Raw genomic sequence first — 20,560 nt, forward strand, 5'->3', positions numbered from 1 at the left:
GTGGCCGGCTCCTACCCCTCCCCCCAGGCCGTCGGCAACGCCCCCGGCCCCGGGTTCATCGGGTTCGTGCACCGGCGCCGCCGCGGCGCCGAGCTGTTCCTGCTGGTGCTCGCGCTGGCCGTCGGCGTCGGTGGCTACGCCGCGGTCGGCCTCGGCGTCGACCAGGAGGTCCCGGCCGACCTGGTCGGCTACGGCGGCTGGCTCGCGGCGCTGGTGGTGCTGGCCCACGTCGTGGTGCGCTTCTTCGCCCCCTACGCCGACCCGGTGCTGCTGCCGATCGTGGCGGCGCTCAACGGGCTCGGGCTCGCGGTCATCCACCGCCTCGACCTGGCCTACGAGGCTGCCGGCAAGTCCCAGCACGACTTCGCCCAGCAGCAACTGACCTGGATGACGCTCGGCGTGGTGCTGTTCGTGCTCACGATCGCCCTGCTGCGCGACCATCGGGTGCTGCAGCGCTTCACCTACACCTCCGGCCTGGGCGCCCTGGCGCTGCTGCTGCTCCCGATGCTGCCCGGCATCGGCAACACCGTGAACGGCGCCCGCATCTGGATCAACGTCGGACCCTTCAGCTTCCAGCCCGGCGAGGTCGCCAAGGTGCTGCTGGTGGTGATGTTCGCCGGCTACCTCGTGCTGCACCGCGACGCACTCGCCCTGGCCGGACGCCGGGTGCTCTTCATCGACCTGCCCCGTGGGCGCGACCTCGGCCCGATCCTGGCGATGTGGGCGGTCAGCCTCAGCATCCTCGTGGTGCAGCGCGACCTCGGCTCGAGCCTGCTGTTCTTCGGCCTGTTCCTGGTGATGCTCTACGTCGCCACCGAGCGTCCCGGCTGGCTGATCGTCGGCGGTCTGATGTTCTTCGGCGGCGCCGGCTTCCTCTACTGGTTCTCCGCCACGACCGGCCGGCTCTCCCACATCCAGAACCGGGTGAACATCTGGCTCGACCCGATGGCCTACTACGACAAGTCACCGGGCAGCGGCCAGCTCGTCGAGTCGATGTTCGGCATGTCGTGGGGCGGGTTGATCGGTCGCGGCTTCGGCGAGGGCCAGCCCGACCGGGTGCCGTACGCCGAGTCCGACTTCATCGTGGGCGCGATCGGCGAGGAGCTCGGGCTCACCGCGGTGATGGCGGTGATCCTGCTGTACGGCCTGATCGTCGAGCGTGCCCTGCGGGCGGCGCTGATCTCCCGTGACGGCTTCGGCAAGCTCGTGGCCACCGGCCTCGCCGCCGTCCTGGCGCTCCAGGTCTTCGTGGTGATCGGCGGCGTCACCCGGCTGATCCCGCTCACCGGCCTGACCACGCCGTTCCTGTCCTACGGTGGCTCCTCGCTGGTCGCCAACTGGGTGATCATCGCGCTGCTGCTGCGCATCTCCGACCAGGCCCGGCGCCCGGTGCCCGACCTCTCCGGCAACGACGACTCCGACGGGTTCGGCGACGACGCCACCCAGGTGGTGAAGCTCTCGACGTGAACAAGCCGATCCGCACCATCGCGACCTTCTGCCTGCTGCTGTTCGTGGCGCTGCTCGCCAACGCCACCTACCTGCAGTACGTCGCCGCCGACGAGCTGGCCGATGACCCCCGCAACCGTCGGGTGATCGAGGCCGCCTACTCCCGGGAGCGCGGCGCGATCCTGGTGGGCCGCACCCCGGTGGCCGAGAGCGTCGAGAGCGACGACAAGTACGAGTTCCAGCGGGTCTACGACCAGCCGCTGCGCTACGCCCACGTCACCGGCTTCTTCTCGTTCTTCAGCCAGACCGGCGTCGAGCAGTCGCAGAACGCGGTGCTCTCCGGCGACGACGAGCGGCTGTTCGTGACCAAGCTGGTCGACCTGCTGCGCAACGACTCCCAGGCCGGCGGCAGCGTGCAGCTGACCTTGGACGCCGCGGCCCAGGACGCGGCGTACGAAGGCATCCAGGGGCTCGCGGAGAGCTCCGGAGGCCCGGTCCAGGCCTCGGTGGTGGCGCTCGAGCCGAGCACCGGCAAGGTGCTGGCGATGGTCTCCTCGCCGACCTTCGACCCGAACGAGCTGGCCTCGCACGACCTGTCGGCCGTGGACGACACCTACAAGTCGCTCGACCGCGACGAGTCGCAGCCGCTGCTGAACCGGGCGATCCAGACGACGCTCCCCCCCGGTTCGACCTTCAAGGTGCTCACCGCGGCGGCAGCGATCGAGAAGGGGCTCTACGACGCCGGCGACCAGGTGCCCGGCGGAGCGACCTTCCAGCTGCCGCAGACCTCCGGAGACAGCGGGCTGATCGACAACGAGGGCCGTGACTGCGGCACCACCCGGATCCCGTTCACCCAGGCCCTGGCGCAGTCGTGCAACACCACCTTCGCCCGGCTCGCCATCGAGGTGGGGGCCGACGACATGCTCGAGATCGCCGAGAAGTTCGGGTTCAACGACGGCGACTACCTGCGCGACCTCGGGCCGCAGGCCGCCTCGAACTTCCCCGACGACATGAACGAGCCCAACACCGGGCAGGCCGGCATCGGCCAGTTCGAGGTGCAGGCCAGCCCGCTGCAGATGGCGATGGTGGTGGCCGGGATCGCCAACCAGGGCACGGTGATGCGCCCCTACGTCGTCGACGAGGTCCAGTCGCCCGACTACGACGTGATCGACAAGATCGACCCCGAGGAGTACTCCGACGCCGTGTCGGCCACCACTGCCAGCGAGGTCACCAAGCTGATGGTCGAGACGGTCGACAACGGCACCGCGAGCCCGGCCGCGATCGAGGGCATCTCGGTGGCCGGCAAGACCGGCACCGCGCAGAGCGGCATCGACGACGTGCCGCCGTACGCCTGGTTCGTCTCGTTCGCCCCGGCCGAGGACCCCGAGGTCGCCGTCGCGGTGATGATCCAGAAGGCCAACATCGACCGCGGCGAGATCGCCGGCGGTGTGCTCGGCGGACCGATCGCGAAGGCGATCATGGAGGCGGTGATCCAGTGAACGGCTCTGAGGCAGGCCTCGGCTACGTCGACGACGCCCGTCGCTACCGGCTCGACTCCCGAATCGCGACCGGCGGCATGGGCGAGGTGTGGCGCGGCACCGACACGGTGCTCGGACGCGAGGTGGCCGTGAAGGTCCTCAAGCGCGAGTACGCCGACGACTCGCTGTTCCGCTCCCGGTTCGAGACCGAGGCTCGGCACGCCGCGTCGCTGTCCCATCCGGGGGTGGCCGGTGTGTACGACTTCGGCGAGGCCGCCGCGACCGATGGATCCGGGGTTCCCCGGCCCTACCTGGTGATGGAGCTGGTCGACGGTCAGCCGCTGTCCGCGCTGCTCCAGGGCGGTCGTCCGCTCGACCCGGCGGCGGTCCGCGACCTGCTGGCCCAGGTCGGCGACGCGCTGGGTGCCGCGCACGCGGCGGGCATCGTGCACCGCGACGTCAAGCCGGCGAACCTGCTGGTCACTCCCCGGCGCGAGGTCAAGGTCACCGACTTCGGCATCGCCCGGGCCGCGGAGGGCATCGGCCTGACCCAGACCGGCCAGGTGATGGGGACCCCGCAGTACCTCTCCCCCGAGCAGGCGCGCGGCAACCCGGCGACGCCGGCCTCCGACGTCTACTCGCTCGGCGTCGTGGCCTTCGAGTGCCTCGCCGGCCACCGCCCGTTCCAGGCCGACTCCCCGGTGGCGACCGCCCTGGCCCACCTGCACGACCCGGTCCCCGAGCTGCCGGCCTCGGTGCCGGCCGACCTGGCCGCGGTGGTGCGGCGCGCGATGGCCAAGGAGCCCGGCGAGCGGTTCGCCGACGGTGCGGCGTTCGCGGCGGCGCTGCGCGACCCGGCGACCGCCGTCGTGGCGATGCCGCCGACCGCGGCGGCCATGGTCGCCCCCCCTCCCGCCGAGCACACCCAGGTGCTCACCGGTGTGGGCGCGCCGGTCGACCCGACGCCCACGCCGGCGCAGGGCGCCGCACCGGCCGCGCCGGAGCGCGGCCGCAACTGGTGGCCGGTGCTGCTGGTGGTCCTGCTGCTGATCGCGATCGCCGTCGGTGCCTTCGCCGTCTCCCGTGGCGGTGACGACGACGAGCCCACCGACCGGCCCACCCCCACCCAGGGCGCCGAGACCGTGCGCGTCGACGCCTCCGCCTACGAAGGCCGCCCGCTCGACGAGGTGGTCGAGGAGCTGAAGGACCTCGGGTTGAAGGTCAGCACCGACGAGGTCGCCAACCCCGGCGACGAGATTCCCGGCCTGGTCAGCGCGGTCAACCCGACCGGGCGGCTGCAGGAGGGCGACCAGGTGACGGTGAGCTACTGGGGCGAGGTGCCCGAGGAGGAGCCCACCGAGACGCCCACCGAGCCCACCGAGGAGCCGACCGAGCCGGAGCCCTCCGAGACGCCGAGCGAGACCCCGTCGGAGTCCCCGACACCCACCGGTGAGCCGACCGAGACCCCGACCGAGGCGCCGAGCACCCCCGCGGCGACCGACGGGGCGGGCACGGACGGCGAAGGCGTCGTACCCTCCGGCGAAGCCGCCGCCGACGGGTCGGCGACGTCCCTCGACACCGGTGAGCGCAGCGAGCGAGAGGACGTCCGGCGATGAGCGATCCGCAGCAGCCGAGCGTCGGCGGCCGCTACCAGCTCGGCGAGCTGCTGGGCAGGGGCGGCATGGCCGAGGTGCGCAAGGGCACCGATGCCCGGCTGGGCCGGGTGGTCGCGGTCAAGCGGCTGCGCACCGACCTCGCCAGCGATGCCACGTTCCAGGCCCGGTTCCGCCGCGAGGCACAGTCCTCGGCCTCGCTGAACCACCCGTCGATCGTGTCGGTCTACGACACCGGCGAGGAGCCCGCGACCGACGGCTCGGGCGTGGCCCAGCCCTACATCGTGATGGAGTACGTCGCCGGGCGGACGCTGCGCGACATCCTGCGCGAGGGCCGCAAGATCCTGCCCGAGCGCGCGCTCGAGATCACCAGCGGCGTGCTGGCGGCCCTCGACTACAGCCACCGCGCCGGCATCATCCACCGCGACATCAAGCCCGGCAACGTGATGCTGACCCCGAGCGGCGACGTGAAGGTCATGGACTTCGGCATCGCCCGGGCGATCAGCGACGCCTCGTCGACGATGACCCAGACCGCGGCGGTCGTCGGCACCGCCCAGTACCTCTCCCCCGAGCAGGCCCGGGGAGAGACCGTCGACTCCCGCTCCGACGTCTACTCGGCCGGCTGCCTGCTCTACGAGCTGCTCACCGGACGGCCGCCGTTCGTGGGCGACAGCCCCGTGGCCGTCGCCTACCAGCACGTCCGCGAGCCCGCAGAGCCGCCGTCGACCCACGACCCCGAGTTGTCCCCCGAGATCGACGCGATCGTGATGAAGGCGCTCGCCAAGCGGGTCGAGGACCGCTACCAGTCCGCCGCCGCGATGCGCAGCGACATCGAGCGCTACCTCGCGGGCCGACCGGTGCAGGTCTCCCTGGCCCCGCCGCGGCCGACCGCGGTCACCGCGCCGGTCCCGCCGCCGGCCGAGCCGACGGCGGTGCGTCCGCCGCTGCCGCCGGCCCAGGACGACGACCCGCGACGCCACGTCGGCCGGTGGGTGCTGGCCGGCCTGCTGGTGCTGCTGCTGATCGGTGCGGCGGCGTACTTCCTGCCCCGCATGTTCGAGTCGGAGCCCGACGACGTGCAGGTGCCCGACCTGATCGGGATGACCGAGGCCGAGGCCCGCGCGGCGATCGGCGAGGCGGGCCTGCGGGTCGAGGTCGACTACTCCCCCGACGAGGAGGCCGAGGTCGACGAGGTGATCAGCCAGGACCCCGACCGCGACCTCTACGTCGACCCGGGCTCGCTGGTCACCGTTGTGGTCTCCACCGGCCAGCCGATGGTGATCGTGCCCGACGTCGTCGGCCAGTCCCGCAAGACCGCCGGTGCCGAGCTGCGCAACGCCGGGCTGAAACCGCAGATGCGCGAGGTCGAGGCCGACCTGCCCGCCGGGCAGGTTGTCTCCATCGAGCCGACGGCCGGCACCGAGATCCCCCACGGCGCCACGGTGACCGTCTCCTACTCCGACGGTCAGGAGGAGGTGCCCGACGTCGTGGGCATGCGCCGGGCCGAGGCCGAGCGCGCGATCACCGACGCGGGGTTCACCCCGTTCGTGGTGGAGGACCCGAACGCGGAGGCGCCCAAGGGCGAGGTGGTCCAGCAGAGCCCGCAGCCGGGCCAGATCCTCGCCGAGAAGTCGGAGGTGACGATCGTGGTCTCGGCGTTCGAGGAGCCCACCGAGGAGCCGAGCCCGACCGAGCCCACCGACACCCCGACCGACGTGCCGACCGACACCCCGACCGAGTCCGAGTCCCCGCTGATCGGCCAGCGGTCAGCGACGGCGGAGAGGCGGCCTGGCCGAGCTAGCAGCTAGCGGAGCGGCTCGGCGTAGCTGAGGTCGAGCAGTCCTTCGTACGCCGGCGCCTCCACCTCGGCGAGCGTCTCCAGGCCCCAGCCCACGGCGACGTCGGGGACCTCGGACTGTTCGCGATAGGTCGCGACGAACTCGTCGGTGACCAGGGCGCTCACCATCGTCGCCGGGTCGCCGACCGCCTCGATGACGTAGGGCTGCGGGTAGGGGCGCCCCTGCAGCAGGATCGCGTTGCCCTCGCACTTGATGCCGGTGGTGGTGATGACCCGCTGCCCCTGGATCGTGATGGCCGTGGCGCCGCCCTCCCACAGGGCGTTGACCACGGCCTGGATGTCCTGCTGGTGCACGACGAGGAGTCTGGGGTCCTGGGTGGAGGAGTCCTGGACCTCCTCGGGCGCGTCCGACAGCGTCACCCGCACGCCGGTGCCGCTGCGCGGCTCGAGCCCCGCGGGGTCGCTGAGCCGCGCCGCCTGGGCCCGGAGGCGGTTGACGTCGCGCTCGTTGACCTCGGCGGAGAGCTCGTCGACCTCCTCGTTGAGGTCGCGCACCCGCTCCTCGAGCCGGTCGTACTGCTCGGCCTCGCTGCTGACCAGCGAGGCGAGGTCGGTGTAGCGGCCGGGTCGCAGGTCGGTGCCGTCGCTGTTGGCGGCGCTGACCGCGAACAGCGCGCCGCTGCCGATGGCCACCAGGGGCGTGCCGACCCGCCACAGTCCGCGGCGCCGACCGGAGTCGCGTTGCTCACTGCCCTGTGGGTCGTGCTGCGCGCGGCGTGGCAGCCGGGCGCGCCAGCCCGCGCGCGGGGAGGGGGTCTCCTCCTCGTGTGCGGGTCTCGCGTGGGAACCGGTGGCCATGCCCACTAAGGTAGCCGGGGGCCCCGAGCGTGTACCCGGGCCCGCACCGCGCGACCCGACGAGGAGCACCCGTGTCAAAGCCCAAGGCCAGGCAGTCGAAGCTCAAGGCCAAGCAGGACACCTTCGCCGTGGAGCGCGCTCCGATGTTCTCGCCCCGCTTCATCGTCTCGCTGGTGCTGATGGTCGGCGGCATCGCGTGGATGGCCTACTACTACGCGGTCCCCCGGGTCGGCGACGACGGCGTGGCCGGCAACCCCGCGTTCATGGCCGACCTCGGCGACTGGAACTACCTGATCGGTTTCGGTGCCCTCTTCCTGGGCCTGATGATCAGCGCCCATCCGAGCACCCCCCTGGGCCGCGGCCGCGGCGTGGTGGTCGGCATGCTCGGCTGCTTCCTGATCGGCCTGGTCTGGATCTGCACGTTCTACATCTTCAGCAACGACCTGAGCAGCATCCCGGTCTTCGACGACCTGGGCCAGAAGAACCTCTTCGTCGGCATCGGGTTCATGGCAGTGGGCTTCGCCTTCGCCACCCGCTGGGAGTAGCCCGCGATCGAGTCCGTCGCGCACGGGCCGGTGCCGGTCGCCTTCGGGCGCCGCGCCGGCCCGTGGGCATTTCGGGAGTGCCCCGGTCTGCCCGCGGCATGTAACGCGGCGTCCGGGTAGCTACCGCGGTGTCGCGGCGCCGCGGTAGCTACCGGAACACCGCGTTACATCGCGCCTCACGACCGCTCGTGACCCGGATCACCCGTAGCCGCAGACCCCGCGGCCGGTTCTCCACATTGGGGATAACTCCTGTGGAGAACTACATCGAGGTAATTCTCCACATGTGATTCCACAGCTGTGGACAACCGGGGCGGGCTCCCGCGGACGAGCGCACGCCGAAGAGCCCGGCGCCGCACGGGCGGCACCGGGCTGCGACGGGAGAGCTCAGGCCAGCCCGGCCGTTCGCACGACGATCGCGACGGCGAGGAGCACGGCGAGCACCGCGAGCCCAGCGATCTGCACCGGCGTGCGCACCCGGCGCGGCGGGAGCACCAGGATCGCGGCGATCGTCAGGCCGCCGAGGAAGCCGCCGAGGTGGCCCTGCCAGGAGATGTTCGGCACCGCGAACGTGATGAAGAGGTTGACCGCGATCAGCGCCCAGAACTGGCGCATGTCGGCGCCGACCTTGCGGGCGACCACGATCAACGCGGCGAACAGCCCGTAGATGGCACCGGACGCCCCGAGGGTCAGTTGCAGCTCGGGCGCGGCCCACAGCACCACCGCCGAGCCGCTGAGCAGCGAGAGCAGGTAGAGCGCCAGGAACCGGACCCGGCCCAGCACCATCTCCAGCTGCGGGCCGATCACCCACAGCGCCAGCATGTTGAAGCCGATGTGCATCACCGTGACGTGGGTGAACCCCGAGGTCAGCACCTGCCAGTAGGCGCCGTCGGCGAAGCCGGGCAGCCACAGGCCGCCGCCCTGGGAGCACACCGCCTCGCCGACCGAGACGTTGACGTAGCCGTTCTGCAGGTCGCACACCCCGCTGGGCCGCAGGCCGAGCAGGTCGACGAGGCGGCTGCCGGAGCGACCGGTGGCGAGGATCGCCAGCCAGACGGCCACGTTCAGCGCGACCAGGACACCGGAGGTGATCGAGGCGTTCGTCGGCCGCAGCCCGCCGTACGCCGTGCGGCCGGTGCGGGTGGCCTTGCGGCCCTCCGCGACGCACTGCGGACACTGGAAGCCGACCGCCGCGTCGTGCATGCAGTCGGGGCAGATCGGGCGCTCGCAGCGCTGACAGCGGATGTGCGACTCGCGGTCGGGGTGTCGATAGCAGGTCGGCACCCCGACCCCGGAGTCCGGCGGGCCGGTGGGGCCCGGAGGGGTGGTCATCGGCGGCGGGGGTCGAACAGGGTCAGCCGCCGAGGATCTCGACCGACTCGATGACCACCGGGTCGACCGGTCGGTCGCCGGGGCCGGTGGCGGTCGTCGCGATCGCGTCGACCACGTCGCGCGAGGCCTGGTCGGCCACCTCGCCGAAGATGGTGTGGCGACGGTTCAGGTGAGGCGTGGGGCCGACGGTGATGAAGAACTGCGAGCCGTTGGTGCCGGGGCCAGCGTTGGCCATCGCGAGCAGGTAGGGCTTGTCGAAGACGAGCTCGGGGTGGAACTCGTCCTTGAAGGTGTAGCCCGGACCGCCGGTGCCCGTGCCGAGCGGGCAGCCGCCCTGGATCATGAAGCCGTCGATGACGCGGTGGAAGCCGAGCCCGTCGTAGAACGGGCCCGTCTTGCCGTTGCCGGCGTCGTACTGCTTGGTGCCCTGCGCGAGGCCGACGAAGTTCTCGACCGTCTGCGGCGCGTGGTTCGGGAACAGGTTCAGGGTGATGTCGCCCCGGTTGGTCTTCAGGACGGCCTGCTGGTCAGCCATGACTGCCTTTCGCTGCAAGTGGGTACGTGTGGGGTACGCCGCGCGGCCGGGAGCCCGGGCGCGCACGACCCCGTGTCGCACGCCGCAAACCGGCGTGCCGATGCGGGTTGATCCTCCCACGACGGCCCAAGCCCCCCTGTGCTGGTCGGGGGGTGGTCGCGACACTGGTCGCCCCGTGCCTGGCGTGGTCGAATGTGGAGAACCGACGAGAGGAAGACACGGATGCGTCTGCGCAAGAAGAAGACCCTCATCGAGCAGGCCAGGGAGCAGGCCGCCGAGTACGTCGAGACGGTCAAGCCGCAGGTCGAGCACGCGGTCGCGTCCGCTCGGGCCGCCGCGCTCCCCCTGATCGCGGAGGCCCGCGAGAAGGCGACCCCGGTGATCCACGAGGCGCGCGAGCGTGCCGTGGCCGGGCTGCACGACGCCCGGGAGAAGGCCGGACCCGCCCTCGCGGACGCCCGGGAGAAGGCCGGGCCCGCCCTCGCGGACGCCCGCGCCAAGGCCGCGCCGCTGATCGCGACCGGCGCCGCGGTGGCCGGCGAGAAGGCGGCTGCCGGCAAGGAGCTGGCTGCGGCGAAGGTGGCCGAGCTCAAGGGCGAGCCGGCCCCGAAGAAGGGCGGCAAGGTCAAGAAGCTGGCCCTGTTCGCCGTGGTGGCGGGCGTGGTCGCGTTCGTGGCCAAGAAGCTCCAGGGCGGCGGCGCCAGCGACAACTGGCAGTCCTCCTACACCCCCACGCCGGCTCCGGCCCCGGCTCCGGCGGCCCCGATGCCGGTCGCCGAGGAGGCCACCGACACCGGCGGCTCCGCGCCCGACGAGGCGATCGCCGACAGCGCCGAGGAGCCGCACCCCGTCACCACGCCGGACGACCCGGCCGAGGTGGTCTCGATCGACGACGAGCCCAAGGCTCCCTGACCCAGGAGCCCAGGCTCCTCGTCATCGCGCACCGGACCGGCCGGAGGAGAGATCCTCCGGCCGGTTCTCCGCTATCCAGGCGTCGATCTGCTCCCACCAGCCGTAGAGCCAGTCGATGCGCCCGTCGCGGTCCTCGGGGATCTCCGCCCTCGGCACCTGCCACCAGCGCATCACGATCTGCTTGTCCATCGGCAGTTCGCGCCACAGGTCCCGCACGGTGAGCAGGTGGTCGAGCCCGGTGTGGGCGACGAGCACGACGTCGGCGTCCGGGGCTGCGTCCAGGGCGGCGATGAGGCCGCCGGGCTTCGGCGCCAGCACGTGCATCATGCCCTCGGCACGACGCGCCATCGCGTGCATGCCGAGCCGCTCCAGCCGGTCGATCGCGCGCTGCCGCCGGGCGGGGGTGAAGTTGCCGCCCTCGGGGAAGATCACGAACGCGTCGTCGGCGTCCAGGCCGGTGGCGAGCTCGGCGATCTGCGACTCCAGGTCCGCCCCCTCGCCCGGCGCCGGGCTGATGAACCGGGCCGGCACCCGGCGCAGGACGACGTCGATCATGGGATCCCAGGCCATGGTGTCCTTGAGCACCACCCGCGGCTCCCGCGAGTACCAGTGCATCAGCGCATAGATCAGCGTGAACGAGTCGCCCGGGCCCGCGTGCCGGCAGCAGACCAGCAGCGGCCGGCCGGGGTGGCTGGCCGGCGACGGGCCGTCGGTGGCGATGCGCAGCCGTAGCACGCGTCGCGCTTCGCGGAAGAACACCCAGGTCACGCCCTGCACCAGGTCGTAGTGAATGCCCTCGAAGTACGGCGTGCGCAGCCGCCGGCCGAAGCCCGCGGCCAGCCACAGACCGAGCATCACCGCCAGCGCCACCGCCTCGATGGTCAGGTAGAGGACCACGATCCACAGCAGCCGCAGCGCCCGCCAGCGGCCGGGCAACAGCGGGGACAGCGCGGCAGCGGCCAGCGCCCACAACGGCAGTAGCACCCAGGCGGCCACGGCGAGCACGATGACCAGCGGCGCCACCACGAAGCGACGCAGCAGCCAGGTCACGGCCGGTCCGGAGGCTCGCCGGCCGGCTCGGACTGCTCGCCGGGCCCGCGGCCGAGCTGCTGCTCGAGATAGTCGCGCGAGGCCTGGTAGGACAGGTCGATCCGCGTCTGGACCGTGCCGAAGTCACGGGTGCCGAGCAGGGTGTCGTCCTTGCCGCTGGTCCCCCGCGCGGGGAGCACGTGGGCGGTGACGTGGTCCGGCAGGTCGGCGAGCTCGCGCACGAACCGGTGTCGCCGGGCGATCTCGAAGGAGACCCGGGCCACCTCCCAGGGGCGCCGCGGCACGGCCAGCGGCCGGTCGACCCGGCCCACCTGCAGCACGAAGAGCCGGTCGGCGCCGAGCTGGACGGCCTTCGCGACCGGGATCGAGTTGACGATGCCCCCGTCGAGGTAGTGCTCCTCGCCCACCCGGGCCGGCGGCAGCAGTCCGGGCACGGCGGCGCTGGCCACCACCGCGTCCACGACCGGGCCGCTGCTGAACCAGTGCTCGGCGGCCCGCTCGATGCTGGCCGCGCACACGTGCAACGGCACGGCGAGGTCCTCGAACCGGAGGTCGCCGAGCTCGTCGACGAGGCGCTGCTTGATCGGTTTGGAGGAGTAGAGGTGCGTCCCCGTCGCCATCGCGCGGCGGACGGTGCGCAGCGGCCGGTCGCCGTACACCTGGCGCGGGCTCTCGGCGGCGTCGCGCCACAGGTCGGTGAGCCGCTCGATCACCGCGGGGCTGGGGTCGCGGGCGACGAGCGCCCCGTTGAGGGCGCCGATGCTGGTGCCCAGCACGAGGTCGGGACGGATGTCGCGCTCGAAGAGGGCCCGCAACATGCCGACCTCGACGGCGCCGAGCACGCCCCCGCCGCCGAGCACGAACGCGGTGGTCATGGGGCGCCCGTCAGCCGGCGGGGACCGGCTGATCCTCCTCCGCGGCGACGAGGGGGCGGACCCGCTGGGTGGCGCGGTGCTCGGCCCAGAAGCTGAGCAGCGGGATCGTGCCGCAGATCAGCGTGACGACGGTGAAGCCGGTCTCCCACCGAGCCTTGCGAGCGAGCAGGAAGGCGGCCAGCAGGAAGATCATGTAGAGCCAGCCGTGGGCGACGCCGAGGTAGGCGGAGATGTTCGTGCCGAGGCGGTAGCCCCACCCCGCGGTGGCCAGGTCGCCCTCGTCGCCGTCGCTGTAGGCGGGCGGTTCGAGGAAGGCGGCGTCGACGAGGTGGTAGCCGTAGTGCAGCGGCAGCCCGACCAGGCAGAGCACGACGAGCAGGACGCCCACGATGGTGGCCATCACGCGGTAGCGGAGCAGGGCAGCCTTCACGAGCCCGACGGTACCGGGTGGTCGTCGGTGGACCGGGCGACCGCCTGGGCCGCGGCCCGCTGCTCGGTGACGTCGCGCACATAGCGCCACCAGATGTAGCCGGCGAAGACGCCGAAGACCCACCATTCGATGGCGTAGAGGAGGTTGCGCAGGCCGGTGGAGCCGGGGACCTCGGGCAGCTGCTCGAGCGCGGCGGGTTCGAGGCCGGCGCTGCCGGGGTTCACCGCGTCCGGGCCCACCGGCCAGTCGCCGGGGGCCACCCGGTCGGCGACCACGGCGTAGGCACCGTAGAGGTCCTGGTCGACGTGTTGGACCAGGTCGGCGGTGCGCAGCTGCGGGAGCACGTCGTCGCTGCGGTCGGCGTCCATCTCGCCCGTGCCCTCGGTGGGCTGCAGCCACCCGACCAGCTCGACCTCGCCGGTGGGCGCGGGCGGCGCGGCGTCCGGGTCCTCGGTCCAGCCGCGGACGACGTACAGCGCCGGTGCGTCCTCGGCCGCGGCCGCGGGCTGGTCGACCGCGACCGGGGTGGCGACCCAGAAGCCGTCGCGGCCGGCGTCCTCGCGTCCGGAGACGAACACCGTGCCGTCGGGGACCCACGACCCGGCGACGACCACGGGCTGACCGACCGACCGGGCCGGGAACGGGTCGTCGGGGCCCATCACCTCGGTCAGCGGCCGGGGCTCACCGAGGGTGAGGTCGCGGGCCTCCTCGGCCCGATGCGCCTGGAACGCGTCGTACTGCCACAGCCCCAGCGAGACCGCCACCGCGAGGGCGGCGAGAGCCAGCAGGTGCACGCCCCAGTACCGCGGGGCGAGCAAGGGGGACACCCCCTCAGGGTACGTCGCGCTCCCCAGGACGACCGGACCGGGGACAACTGGTCTGACCTCTTGACCTCTGTCCACCGGCCGCCTAAGTTCGTGGCCATGCCCCTTCACCCTGTGCACCGCCGTTCGGTGCCCGACGAAGTGTTCGACCAGGTGCTCAGTGGCGTCGTCGACGGCGAGCTGGCCCCCGGTGAGGCGCTGCCGAGCGAGCGGCGCCTGGCCGAGGTGCTCGGCGTCTCGCGCCCCGCGGTCCGTGAGGCCCTGCAGCGGATGGCCCAGACCCGGCTGCTCGACGTCCGGCACGGCGGTGCCACCACGGTTCGCGACTTCCGGCGCCACGCCGGGCTCGACCTGTTGCCTCGTCTCCTGGTCCGCGGCGGCACGCTCGTCCCCGACGTGGCGCGCAGCATCCTCGAGGCCAGGCTCGCGGTCGGCCCCGCCGTCGCGGCGCTCGCCGCGGAGCGCGGGGGCCCCACGCTGGCCGCCGCGCTCACCGAGACGCTCGACGCGCTGGCCGCCACCGACGACGACGTCGAGCGCCAGCTGCACGCCCTGGCGTTCTGGGACCAGGTGGTCGACGCGGCCGACTCGATGGTCTTCCGGCTGATGTTCAACAGCCTCCGCGCCGCCTACGAGCCCGCGCTCGACGCGCTGGCCCCGCTGATGGCCGCCGAGGTGGGGCAGGTCGACGCCTACCGGCTGCTCACCTCCGCCCTCGGCTCCGGCGACCCGGAGACGGCGCGGGCGGCGGCCGACCGGGTGCTGCGCCCGGCGACCACCCAGCTGCTGTCCGCCCTGGAGCGACTGGAGGAGGCCCCGTGACCAAGGTCGACCCGCGCGTCGAGGAGCTCGCCGCCCGGCGGGTGGCCGCCGACGAGCAGCGGATCACCGGCCCGCGCCGCACCCCGGTGTCGCTGCGGCAGGCGTGGCGCTCGTTCTGGCGACACCCCTCGCCGTGGCTGCTCACCACCGGGCTGGTCGGCTCGGTGGCCGCGCGGTTCTCTGTCGGCGGTGGTGCCTGGTGGGAGCTGGCGGTGCCGGCCGGGCTGGTCGCCCTGCTGCCGGTGGTGGAGTGGGTGGTCCACGTCTGCATCCTGCACTGGCGGCCGCGGCGGGTCGGGCCGGTCACCGTCGACCCGCTGCTCTCGCGCAAGCACCGGGCCCACCACGCCGACCCGCGCGCGATCCCGCTGGTCTTCGTGCCCTGGCAGGTCGAGCTGTGGCTGTTCCCGGCCTACGTCGGCGTCGCCTGGCTGGTGATGCCGACGACCCCGAGCATGCTCACGCTGCTCGTCTCGGTCTTCGCGATCATGTCCGGCTACGAGTGGACCCACTACCTGCTGCACAGCGACTACCGGCCGCGCTCTCGGTGGTACCGCGCGGTGTGGCGCAACCACCGGCTGCACCACTACAAGAGCGAGCACTACTGGTTCACCGTCACCACGGCCGGCACGGCCGACCGGCTGTTCGGCACCTGCCCGGACCCCGCCACCGTCCCGACCTCGCCCACCGTGCGCGCGCTCCACGCCACCGACGCGCACTGACCGCGCCTGCGAGCGGCACTCGACTCACTCCTGGGCACAGGCGCCGGCCGGCAGACCGTGCCGCGCGGTGTAGCGGGCAGCGGCCGCAGGGTCGGTGAGCCGGAAGCCGATCCGGCCCGTGCCGGGGTCGCCGACCCCGCCCTCGAACCCGGCGACGAAGAGCGGATCGTCCCCTCCGAGGTCGGCACGGGCGAACAGGTCGGTGCGGTCCGGCCCCAGCCAGGCGGTCGCGAGACCGCCCTCGAAGGTCACCGCGTACGCCGCCAGCGGCTCCAGTGCGGAGGTCGCCGCCGCCTCGCTGCCGCGCCGGCAGCCGAGCTCGATGTAGGTGGCTGCCGCAGCGGGCACCTCACGCAGCACGCCGGTGACCTCCGGGGTGGTGGCCCAGCTGCCGCTCACCTCCCCGACCCCACCCGAGAGCACCAGGCCGTCTTCGGCACGCACGGCCGCGCCCAACAGCGGTCCCGCGCCCGCGGTGACCGCCCGGCGTACTCCTCGCCAGTCGACGCCGGGCCGCATGGCCAGCACCCAGCCGAGCGGGGCGCCGTCCGCGTCGCTCACGTGCGCCTCCCAGGCCACGTCGTCGCGGCCGAATCCGAAGTCGGCACGGAGCCGGTCATCGGGGTTCGCGAGGACTCCTCGGGTGAGCAGCGGCGCCCGCGTGGCCGCCTGTCGCCAGAAGGTCGCGCGCCGGGTTGGGTCGTCGTCGGGGCCGAGGTCCGGGACACCCAGCTCTCGTCGGAGCGCGTCGTAGTCGGTGACGGTCACGACAGCCGCCTCGGGGGGCACGAGGGCCAAGACGGCACGGGCCGGAGGGGCCAGGGGCCGGTAGTCGGCCGCCTCCGCGGGCGTGCTGGTAACCGGTGCAGCCGCCGGAGGCCCGTCGTTGCCGCTGCAGCCCGCCAGCGCCAACGCGAATGCGATCAGCATGGCCACGCGCAGCCGAACGCTGCGAACGCCCGTGCCGGCTCGCGGAACCGGGTCAGCTCCCCACTGCCTCACACGCAGAGCCGATCGCCTCCTTCCCTGCCCCGTCGCGCGGTCGATCCCCGATCAAAGCAGGCCGGGGCCGATAGCGGCAGCCGCGGAGGTCATCTCGTACCACGACGGACCTAAGCGCGTGGCGAGAGGCGAGCGAGCGCGGGAAGGGAGGGCCCGATGCGTCGTTATGTCCGTCGACCTACGACGCGCTGGCGAGATGTCACGTCCAGGAGCTGTAGCGCGCGGCTTTGCCGGACACGGGGCGAAGCCGCGCTACCTGGGGCTTCTGTCGGTGGAGCCTAGGGGACTCGAACCCCTAACCCCCTGCTTGCAAAGCATCTTCAACCGCCGTGGGGTGCGCGATCTGAGCGTGTTTTCGCAGGTCACACGTGGTCTTTGATGGCCATAATGTGCCACCCTTTCCCCCACAGGTCCCCCTGGCGCTGCTGCGCAAGCAAGGGGCAGAACGCCTAGGATCCGCGATTTGGTGGCCCCGTGGGTCACAATCGTGGGGGAAGTCTCCCCCACGGAGCTTCGATGGGAGGTCTCGGGATGGCCCGACGACGAGCATTCGGCGAGGTCGAGCGGCGGTCCACCGCGAGCGGCGTCAGCTACCGCGCCCGCTACGCGATGCCCGACGGCACGCGCTACTCCCGCAGCTTCCGGACGAAGATGGACGCCGAGGCCTGGCTCTCGACCGAGCGGGCATTCATCGATCGCGACGAGTGGTCGCCCCCGGCTACGCGGAAGGCTGCCGCCGAGCAGCGCGAGCGGGAGGCCGCGGCCAACACCGTGCGGGCGTTCGCGAAGCGCTACGTCGCCGAGCGCGGCCTGCGCCCAAACACGGTTCGCGGTTACGAGTCCCTGCTCGACTCGCGGATCCTCCCCTACTTCGGCGAGATGCCGCTGCGCGACGTGACCCTCGCGGAGATCAAGGCTTGGCGCGCGTCGCTCGACGCGTCGACCGAGTCGACCAACGCAGCCGCCTACCGCCTCCTGCGATCACTCCTCCAGGCAGCCGAGGAGGAGGAACTGATCGACCGGGCTCCCCCGAAGATCCGCGGCGCCAGCAGCGCGCCGGTCAAGCGGGCGGCCGTGCCGGCCACCTTCGACGAGCTCGCGGTCATCATCGACGCGATGCCCGAGCGGCTGAAGCTGCTGATCGTCCTGGCCGCCTTCGTCGGCTTGCGCGAGGGCGAGCTGCTGGAGCTCCGGCGCTCGGACGCCGACGGCGTCACTGGGCGGATCGACGTGACCCGCAAGGTCGACAAGGACGCCAACCGTTCCGCCCGCGGCGCCTGCCGCGAGTGCGGCCGGCCGATCAGCACACCGAAGACGAAGAGCGGAGTGCGCACCGTCCACGTCCCACCACCGTTCCTGAAGATGCTCCAGGAACACCTGCTCGAGCACACGGCCGAGGGACCGAAAGGGCTGCTCTTCCCCGGCGACCGGACCGACCACATGAGCGTCCGCTACCTGATGGACCGGTACCGCCCTGCTCGCGAGGCCGCCGGTCGGCCCGACCTCACGATCCACCACCTCCGGCACACGGCCCTCACGCTGGCCGGCCAGCACGGCGCCACCGCCGCCGAGCTCCAGGCCCGTGCCGGCCACGCATCGCAGGCCGCGATGGCGATCTACCAACACGCCACGCTCGACCGGGACCGGTCGCTGGCCGAGAAGATCGGCCAGACGTACGACGCCTGGCGTGACTCGCGGAGGTCGGAGTGATCGTCCTGTCCGTACCATCCGTCAGATTGTTGCCCCAGTGGGGCAACAATTTGATGCACGGTTGTCCACTCACGATTGGTGCGACAGTGACGCACCGATCTGTCCCGGCCCGGAGGAGCGCGCGATGAGTCCCGATGAGCTGAACGCACTCCTCGCCAGCTTGATCGACGGCTGGGAGAACGAGGTCGTCGAGTTCAAGAGTGGTGGCGAAGGGTTCTCGACCTCCGACATCGGCAAATACTTCTCGGCGCTGTCGAACGAGGCGAACCTCCGCAGCGTCGACCGCGCCTGGCTCGTCTTCGGCGTCGACAACAAGACCCGCACCGTCATCGGCAGCAAGTACCGCCGTGATCGCGCGCGGCTGCAAGGCCTCAAGCAGGACATCGCCAACAGCTCGTCACCGCGAGCGACGTTCCACGAGATTCACGAACTCAATCACCCCGAGGGCCGGGTCCTCCTCTTCGAGGTTCCGCCCGCACCACGCGGAATCCCGATCTCCTGGAACGGCCACTACTACGCGCGCAACGGCGAGAGCCTCGGCCCGCTCGACCTCAACAAGCTCGACGAGATCCGCCAGCAGGACGCCAGCGACGACTGGTCAGCGGTCGTACTGCCGAATGCCACGATCGAGCACCTTGACCCAGAGGCCCTTGCAGCAGCCCGAGCCGCCTTCGCGACCCGGCATCCCCGGCTCGATGCGGACGAGATCGCCGGATGGTCCGATGAGACGTTCCTCGAGCGAGCGAAGCTCACGATCAAGGGCGGGATCACGCGCGCTGCGGTTCTGCTCCTTGGGCGAGACACCTCCGCTCACCTGCTCTCGCCCCTCCTCGCGGAGATCACCTGGAAGCTGAGCGGCGAAGAGCAGGCGTACGAGCACTTCGGGCTGCCGTTCCTCATCAACACAAGCAAGGTCAACGAGCGCATCCGCAATGTGCAGGTCCGACTGCTCCAGCCGGGCACGCTGATTCAGACAGAGATCCAGAAGTACGACCGCAAGAGCGTCCTTGAGGCGATTCACAACTGCGTCGCCCACGCCGACTACCGGACCGGCTCGCGCATCATCGTGGTCGAGCGCGTCGACAGAGTCGTCTTGGAGAACGCGGGCTCGTTCTTCGATGGCACGCCCGAGGAGTACGTCACCGAGGAGCGGATGCCCAGGCGCTATCGGAACCCGTTCCTCGTCAATGCCATGACCGAGCTCAACATGATCGACCGCATGGGGCTCGGTGTCCGGACGATCAATCTCTCGCAGGTCAAGCGCTACCTCCCACTCCCCGACTACGACCTCTCCGAGCACGGCGCGGTGAAGCTGACGATCTACGGCGCGGTGATCGACACCAACTACAGTGAGCAGTTGATGCAGCACACCGACCTGCCGCTGGAGGACGTGCTAGCCCTGGACCGTGTCCAGAAGAAGCTGCCGATCAGCAAGGATGCCGCGGCGCGCCTGCGGCGCGCGCACCTGATCGAGGGGCGGAGCCCCAACCTCCACGTGTCTTCCGCCGTGGCGGCCGCCGCCGCTACCAAGGCGGACTACATCCGCACGCGAGCGCAGTCCGACACTCACTACGCGAAACTGATCACGGACTACCTGACCCAGTTCGGTGGAGCGTCACGGCAAGAGATCAACGACCTGCTGTGGGACAAGCTCAGCGACGCTCTCGATGACGAGCAGAAGCGCAACAAGATCACCAACCTCCTCGCCAAGATGCGCCGAGCCGGTCAGATCCGCAACGCTGGCAGCACCCAGAAGCCGCGCTGGGAACTTGTGTAACTGAGCTGCGTCTTACGCATGTGCATATGCATATGCGCACGGGCGTGGCCACGTTTGCGCAGGTCAGAGCCCGGTTGTCTATGTGTAAGTGTGAGAGAGGAAGCGCCAACTTACACATGGACGAATACCCCGCCACCTACCATCGGGCTGGGGCAGCGACATCGAACCTCTCGTGGATACCTTGGTCGGGTCTGACGCCGGGCCGAGCACTCACCAGTCCTTCGCCGAGGGCACCGGCCGCATCATCGCCTCCAGGTCGTCGGTCTTGACCCTGATGCTCTTGCCGCACCGGTACGCCCGAAGCTCGCCGGTGGCGATCCGGCGCCGGATCGTCTTGACCGAAACGCTCACCCATGCGGCTGCGGCGGGGATGCTGAGCCACCGGGGCCGGTCGCTCGCCGGCTGGGCGCCCATCTCACTCGCCATCCCGGAGGAAGCGGCGGAGCTCGCCGACGGTCGTGTACAGACGGCCGTTGCCGTTGAACCGCCACCAGCGCGGTCCGCGCTTGAGGCGGCGCCACTCGCGCACGGTCCGTTGCGGCGTACGGATGAACGCGCAGAACTCCTCGAACATGAGGATGTGGTTGTCGTCCCACTCGTCGGGGACTCCCAGCGGCTTGATGGACATGTCGACTCCTTCGAATCTGAAACGCGGGTTGCGCTCATACGGGGAGAAGCAACGGCGACTGCCACGGATCGGACAGGAGCCCTCGGGTCCTCCCGGTCTCCTACGTCCGAAAGGCAGCGCGGAGCGATCAAGTCCGACAAGAAATGTTGATGACGCTCAGGTGAATCTCCCCAGTTCTGCTCACTGAAATTCCCCACCCCGTGGCC

20 protein-coding genes are annotated in these 20,560 nt (G+C 71.5%); 10 read left to right on the forward strand and 10 right to left on the reverse strand.

Going from position 1 to position 20,560, the window contains the following annotated elements; translation table 11 throughout:
* From D6B71_RS21045 to pknB, 4 genes are read left to right on the forward strand one after another with little or no spacing between them, the layout of a single operon-like run.
* A complete protein-coding gene (locus D6B71_RS21045) occupies positions 1 to 1,467 on the forward strand; it encodes an FtsW/RodA/SpoVE family cell cycle protein (protein ID WP_476739135.1) in 1,467 nt (488 codons plus the stop codon).
* Positions 1,464 to 2,945, forward strand: coding sequence for a peptidoglycan D,D-transpeptidase FtsI family protein (locus D6B71_RS21050; protein ID WP_121258770.1), 1,482 nt, complete (start codon positions 1,464 to 1,466; stop codon positions 2,943 to 2,945). Before D6B71_RS21045 ends, D6B71_RS21050 begins: the two co-directional genes overlap by 4 nt.
* Positions 2,942 to 4,540, forward strand: coding sequence for a serine/threonine-protein kinase (locus tag D6B71_RS21055; RefSeq protein WP_206051901.1), 1,599 nt, complete (start codon positions 2,942 to 2,944; stop codon positions 4,538 to 4,540). The genes D6B71_RS21050 and D6B71_RS21055 overlap by 4 nt, the downstream gene beginning before the upstream one ends.
* Positions 4,537 to 6,345 (forward strand): Stk1 family PASTA domain-containing Ser/Thr kinase, encoded by a 1,809-nt coding sequence (pknB, locus tag D6B71_RS21060; RefSeq protein WP_121258771.1) that lies wholly within the window; start codon positions 4,537 to 4,539, stop codon positions 6,343 to 6,345. Before D6B71_RS21055 ends, pknB begins: the two co-directional genes overlap by 4 nt.
* Here pknB and D6B71_RS21065 read toward each other — a convergent pair.
* On the reverse strand, positions 6,342 to 7,193 hold the full coding sequence (locus D6B71_RS21065; RefSeq protein ID WP_121258772.1) for a DUF881 domain-containing protein: 852 nt from the start codon (positions 7,191 to 7,193) through the stop codon (positions 6,342 to 6,344). The two genes, pknB and D6B71_RS21065, sit on opposite strands and share 4 nt — an antisense overlap.
* Before the next feature lie 71 nt (positions 7,194 to 7,264).
* Here D6B71_RS21065 and D6B71_RS21070 point away from each other — a divergent pair, with 71 nt between their 5' ends.
* A complete protein-coding gene (locus tag D6B71_RS21070; RefSeq protein ID WP_240641618.1) occupies positions 7,265 to 7,738 on the forward strand; it encodes a cell division protein CrgA in 474 nt (157 codons plus the stop codon).
* A 384-nt stretch (positions 7,739 to 8,122) separates the two neighbouring features.
* On the opposite strand, the gene D6B71_RS21075 is transcribed toward D6B71_RS21070, so the two are convergent.
* Positions 8,123 to 9,067, reverse strand: a complete 945-nt coding sequence (locus tag D6B71_RS21075) for a rhomboid family intramembrane serine protease (RefSeq protein WP_121258773.1) — start codon at positions 9,065 to 9,067, stop codon at positions 8,123 to 8,125.
* Positions 9,068 to 9,089: 22 nt separating this feature from the next.
* Positions 9,090 to 9,602: a peptidylprolyl isomerase gene (locus tag D6B71_RS21080; protein ID WP_121258774.1), complete on the reverse strand. Its 513-nt coding sequence runs from the start codon at positions 9,600 to 9,602 to the stop codon at positions 9,090 to 9,092.
* Between the two features lie 222 nt (positions 9,603 to 9,824).
* On the opposite strand from D6B71_RS21080, the gene D6B71_RS22975 reads away from it, so the two are divergent.
* A complete protein-coding gene (locus D6B71_RS22975) occupies positions 9,825 to 10,514 on the forward strand; it encodes a hypothetical protein (protein WP_164519766.1) in 690 nt (229 codons plus the stop codon).
* A 21-nt stretch (positions 10,515 to 10,535) separates the two neighbouring features.
* Here the strand turns inward: D6B71_RS22975 and D6B71_RS21095 are convergent, their stop codons facing one another.
* From D6B71_RS21095 to D6B71_RS23655, 4 genes are read right to left on the reverse strand one after another with little or no spacing between them, the layout of a single operon-like run.
* On the reverse strand, positions 10,536 to 11,564 hold the full coding sequence (locus tag D6B71_RS21095) for a 1-acyl-sn-glycerol-3-phosphate acyltransferase (RefSeq protein WP_121258777.1): 1,029 nt from the start codon (positions 11,562 to 11,564) through the stop codon (positions 10,536 to 10,538).
* Complete coding sequence (locus D6B71_RS21100) at positions 11,561 to 12,439, reverse strand: patatin-like phospholipase family protein (RefSeq protein ID WP_121258778.1); 879 nt, start codon at positions 12,437 to 12,439, stop codon at positions 11,561 to 11,563. The genes D6B71_RS21095 and D6B71_RS21100 overlap by 4 nt, the downstream gene beginning before the upstream one ends.
* Positions 12,440 to 12,449: 10 nt before the next feature.
* Positions 12,450 to 12,869, reverse strand: coding sequence for a DUF3817 domain-containing protein (locus D6B71_RS21105; protein WP_240641619.1), 420 nt, complete (start codon positions 12,867 to 12,869; stop codon positions 12,450 to 12,452).
* Positions 12,866 to 13,696 (reverse strand): SURF1 family protein, encoded by an 831-nt coding sequence (locus tag D6B71_RS23655; RefSeq protein WP_164519767.1) that lies wholly within the window; start codon positions 13,694 to 13,696, stop codon positions 12,866 to 12,868. Before D6B71_RS23655 ends, D6B71_RS21105 begins: the two co-directional genes overlap by 4 nt.
* Positions 13,697 to 13,792: 96 nt before the next feature.
* On the opposite strand from D6B71_RS23655, the gene D6B71_RS21115 reads away from it, so the two are divergent.
* Positions 13,793 to 14,515 carry a FadR/GntR family transcriptional regulator gene (locus D6B71_RS21115; protein ID WP_121258781.1) on the forward strand — a complete coding sequence of 241 codons (723 nt, stop codon included), beginning with the start codon at positions 13,793 to 13,795 and terminating at the stop codon, positions 14,513 to 14,515.
* Positions 14,512 to 15,237 (forward strand): sterol desaturase family protein, encoded by a 726-nt coding sequence (locus D6B71_RS21120; RefSeq protein ID WP_206051902.1) that lies wholly within the window; start codon positions 14,512 to 14,514, stop codon positions 15,235 to 15,237. Before D6B71_RS21115 ends, D6B71_RS21120 begins: the two co-directional genes overlap by 4 nt.
* Positions 15,238 to 15,261: 24 nt before the next feature.
* Here D6B71_RS21120 and D6B71_RS21125 read toward each other — a convergent pair whose 3' ends face one another.
* Complete coding sequence (locus D6B71_RS21125) at positions 15,262 to 16,005, reverse strand: hypothetical protein (RefSeq protein WP_126688340.1); 744 nt, start codon at positions 16,003 to 16,005, stop codon at positions 15,262 to 15,264.
* Positions 16,006 to 16,770: 765 nt separating this feature from the next.
* Between D6B71_RS21125 and D6B71_RS21130 the strand changes: the two genes are divergently transcribed.
* Positions 16,771 to 17,949, forward strand: a complete 1,179-nt coding sequence (locus D6B71_RS21130) for a tyrosine-type recombinase/integrase (protein WP_164519768.1) — start codon at positions 16,771 to 16,773, stop codon at positions 17,947 to 17,949.
* A 124-nt stretch (positions 17,950 to 18,073) separates the two neighbouring features.
* The gene (locus D6B71_RS21135; protein WP_121258784.1) at positions 18,074 to 19,726 is read left to right on the forward strand and encodes an RNA-binding domain-containing protein; all 1,653 of its coding nucleotides are present in this window, start codon (positions 18,074 to 18,076) and stop codon (positions 19,724 to 19,726) included.
* Positions 19,727 to 19,936: 210 nt separating this feature from the next.
* Here D6B71_RS21135 and D6B71_RS21140 read toward each other — a convergent pair whose 3' ends face one another.
* Entirely contained in the window at positions 19,937 to 20,152 is a 216-nt protein-coding gene (locus D6B71_RS21140) for a helix-turn-helix domain-containing protein (protein ID WP_338036813.1), read from the reverse strand.
* Positions 20,142 to 20,354, reverse strand: coding sequence for a DNA-binding protein (locus D6B71_RS21145; RefSeq protein ID WP_121258786.1), 213 nt, complete (start codon positions 20,352 to 20,354; stop codon positions 20,142 to 20,144). The genes D6B71_RS21140 and D6B71_RS21145 overlap by 11 nt, the downstream gene beginning before the upstream one ends.
* Between the last annotated feature and the right edge of the window lie 206 nt (positions 20,355 to 20,560).

The sequence above is a fragment of the Nocardioides ferulae genome, assembly GCF_003660455.1.
GTDB lineage: Bacteria > Actinomycetota > Actinomycetes > Propionibacteriales > Nocardioidaceae > Nocardioides > Nocardioides ferulae.

Coding starts and splice junctions, on each gene's coding strand:
- D6B71_RS21145 (WP_121258786.1), bottom strand. CDS start 20,354: ATGTCCATCAAGCCGCTGGGAGTCCCCGACGAGTGGGACGACAACCAC.
- D6B71_RS22975 (WP_164519766.1), top strand. CDS start 9,825: ATGCGTCTGCGCAAGAAGAAGACCCTCATCGAGCAGGCCAGGGAGCAG.
- D6B71_RS21130 (WP_164519768.1), top strand. CDS start 16,771: ATGGCCCGACGACGAGCATTCGGCGAGGTCGAGCGGCGGTCCACCGCG.
- D6B71_RS21135 (WP_121258784.1), top strand. CDS start 18,074: ATGAGTCCCGATGAGCTGAACGCACTCCTCGCCAGCTTGATCGACGGC.
- pknB (WP_121258771.1), top strand. CDS start 4,537: ATGAGCGATCCGCAGCAGCCGAGCGTCGGCGGCCGCTACCAGCTCGGC.
- D6B71_RS21065 (WP_121258772.1), bottom strand. CDS start 7,193: ATGGCCACCGGTTCCCACGCGAGACCCGCACACGAGGAGGAGACCCCC.
- D6B71_RS21140 (WP_338036813.1), bottom strand. CDS start 20,152: ATGGCGAGTGAGATGGGCGCCCAGCCGGCGAGCGACCGGCCCCGGTGG.
- D6B71_RS21115 (WP_121258781.1), top strand. CDS start 13,793: ATGCCCCTTCACCCTGTGCACCGCCGTTCGGTGCCCGACGAAGTGTTC.
- D6B71_RS21100 (WP_121258778.1), bottom strand. CDS start 12,439: ATGACCACCGCGTTCGTGCTCGGCGGCGGGGGCGTGCTCGGCGCCGTC.
- D6B71_RS21080 (WP_121258774.1), bottom strand. CDS start 9,602: ATGGCTGACCAGCAGGCCGTCCTGAAGACCAACCGGGGCGACATCACC.
- D6B71_RS21075 (WP_121258773.1), bottom strand. CDS start 9,067: ATGACCACCCCTCCGGGCCCCACCGGCCCGCCGGACTCCGGGGTCGGG.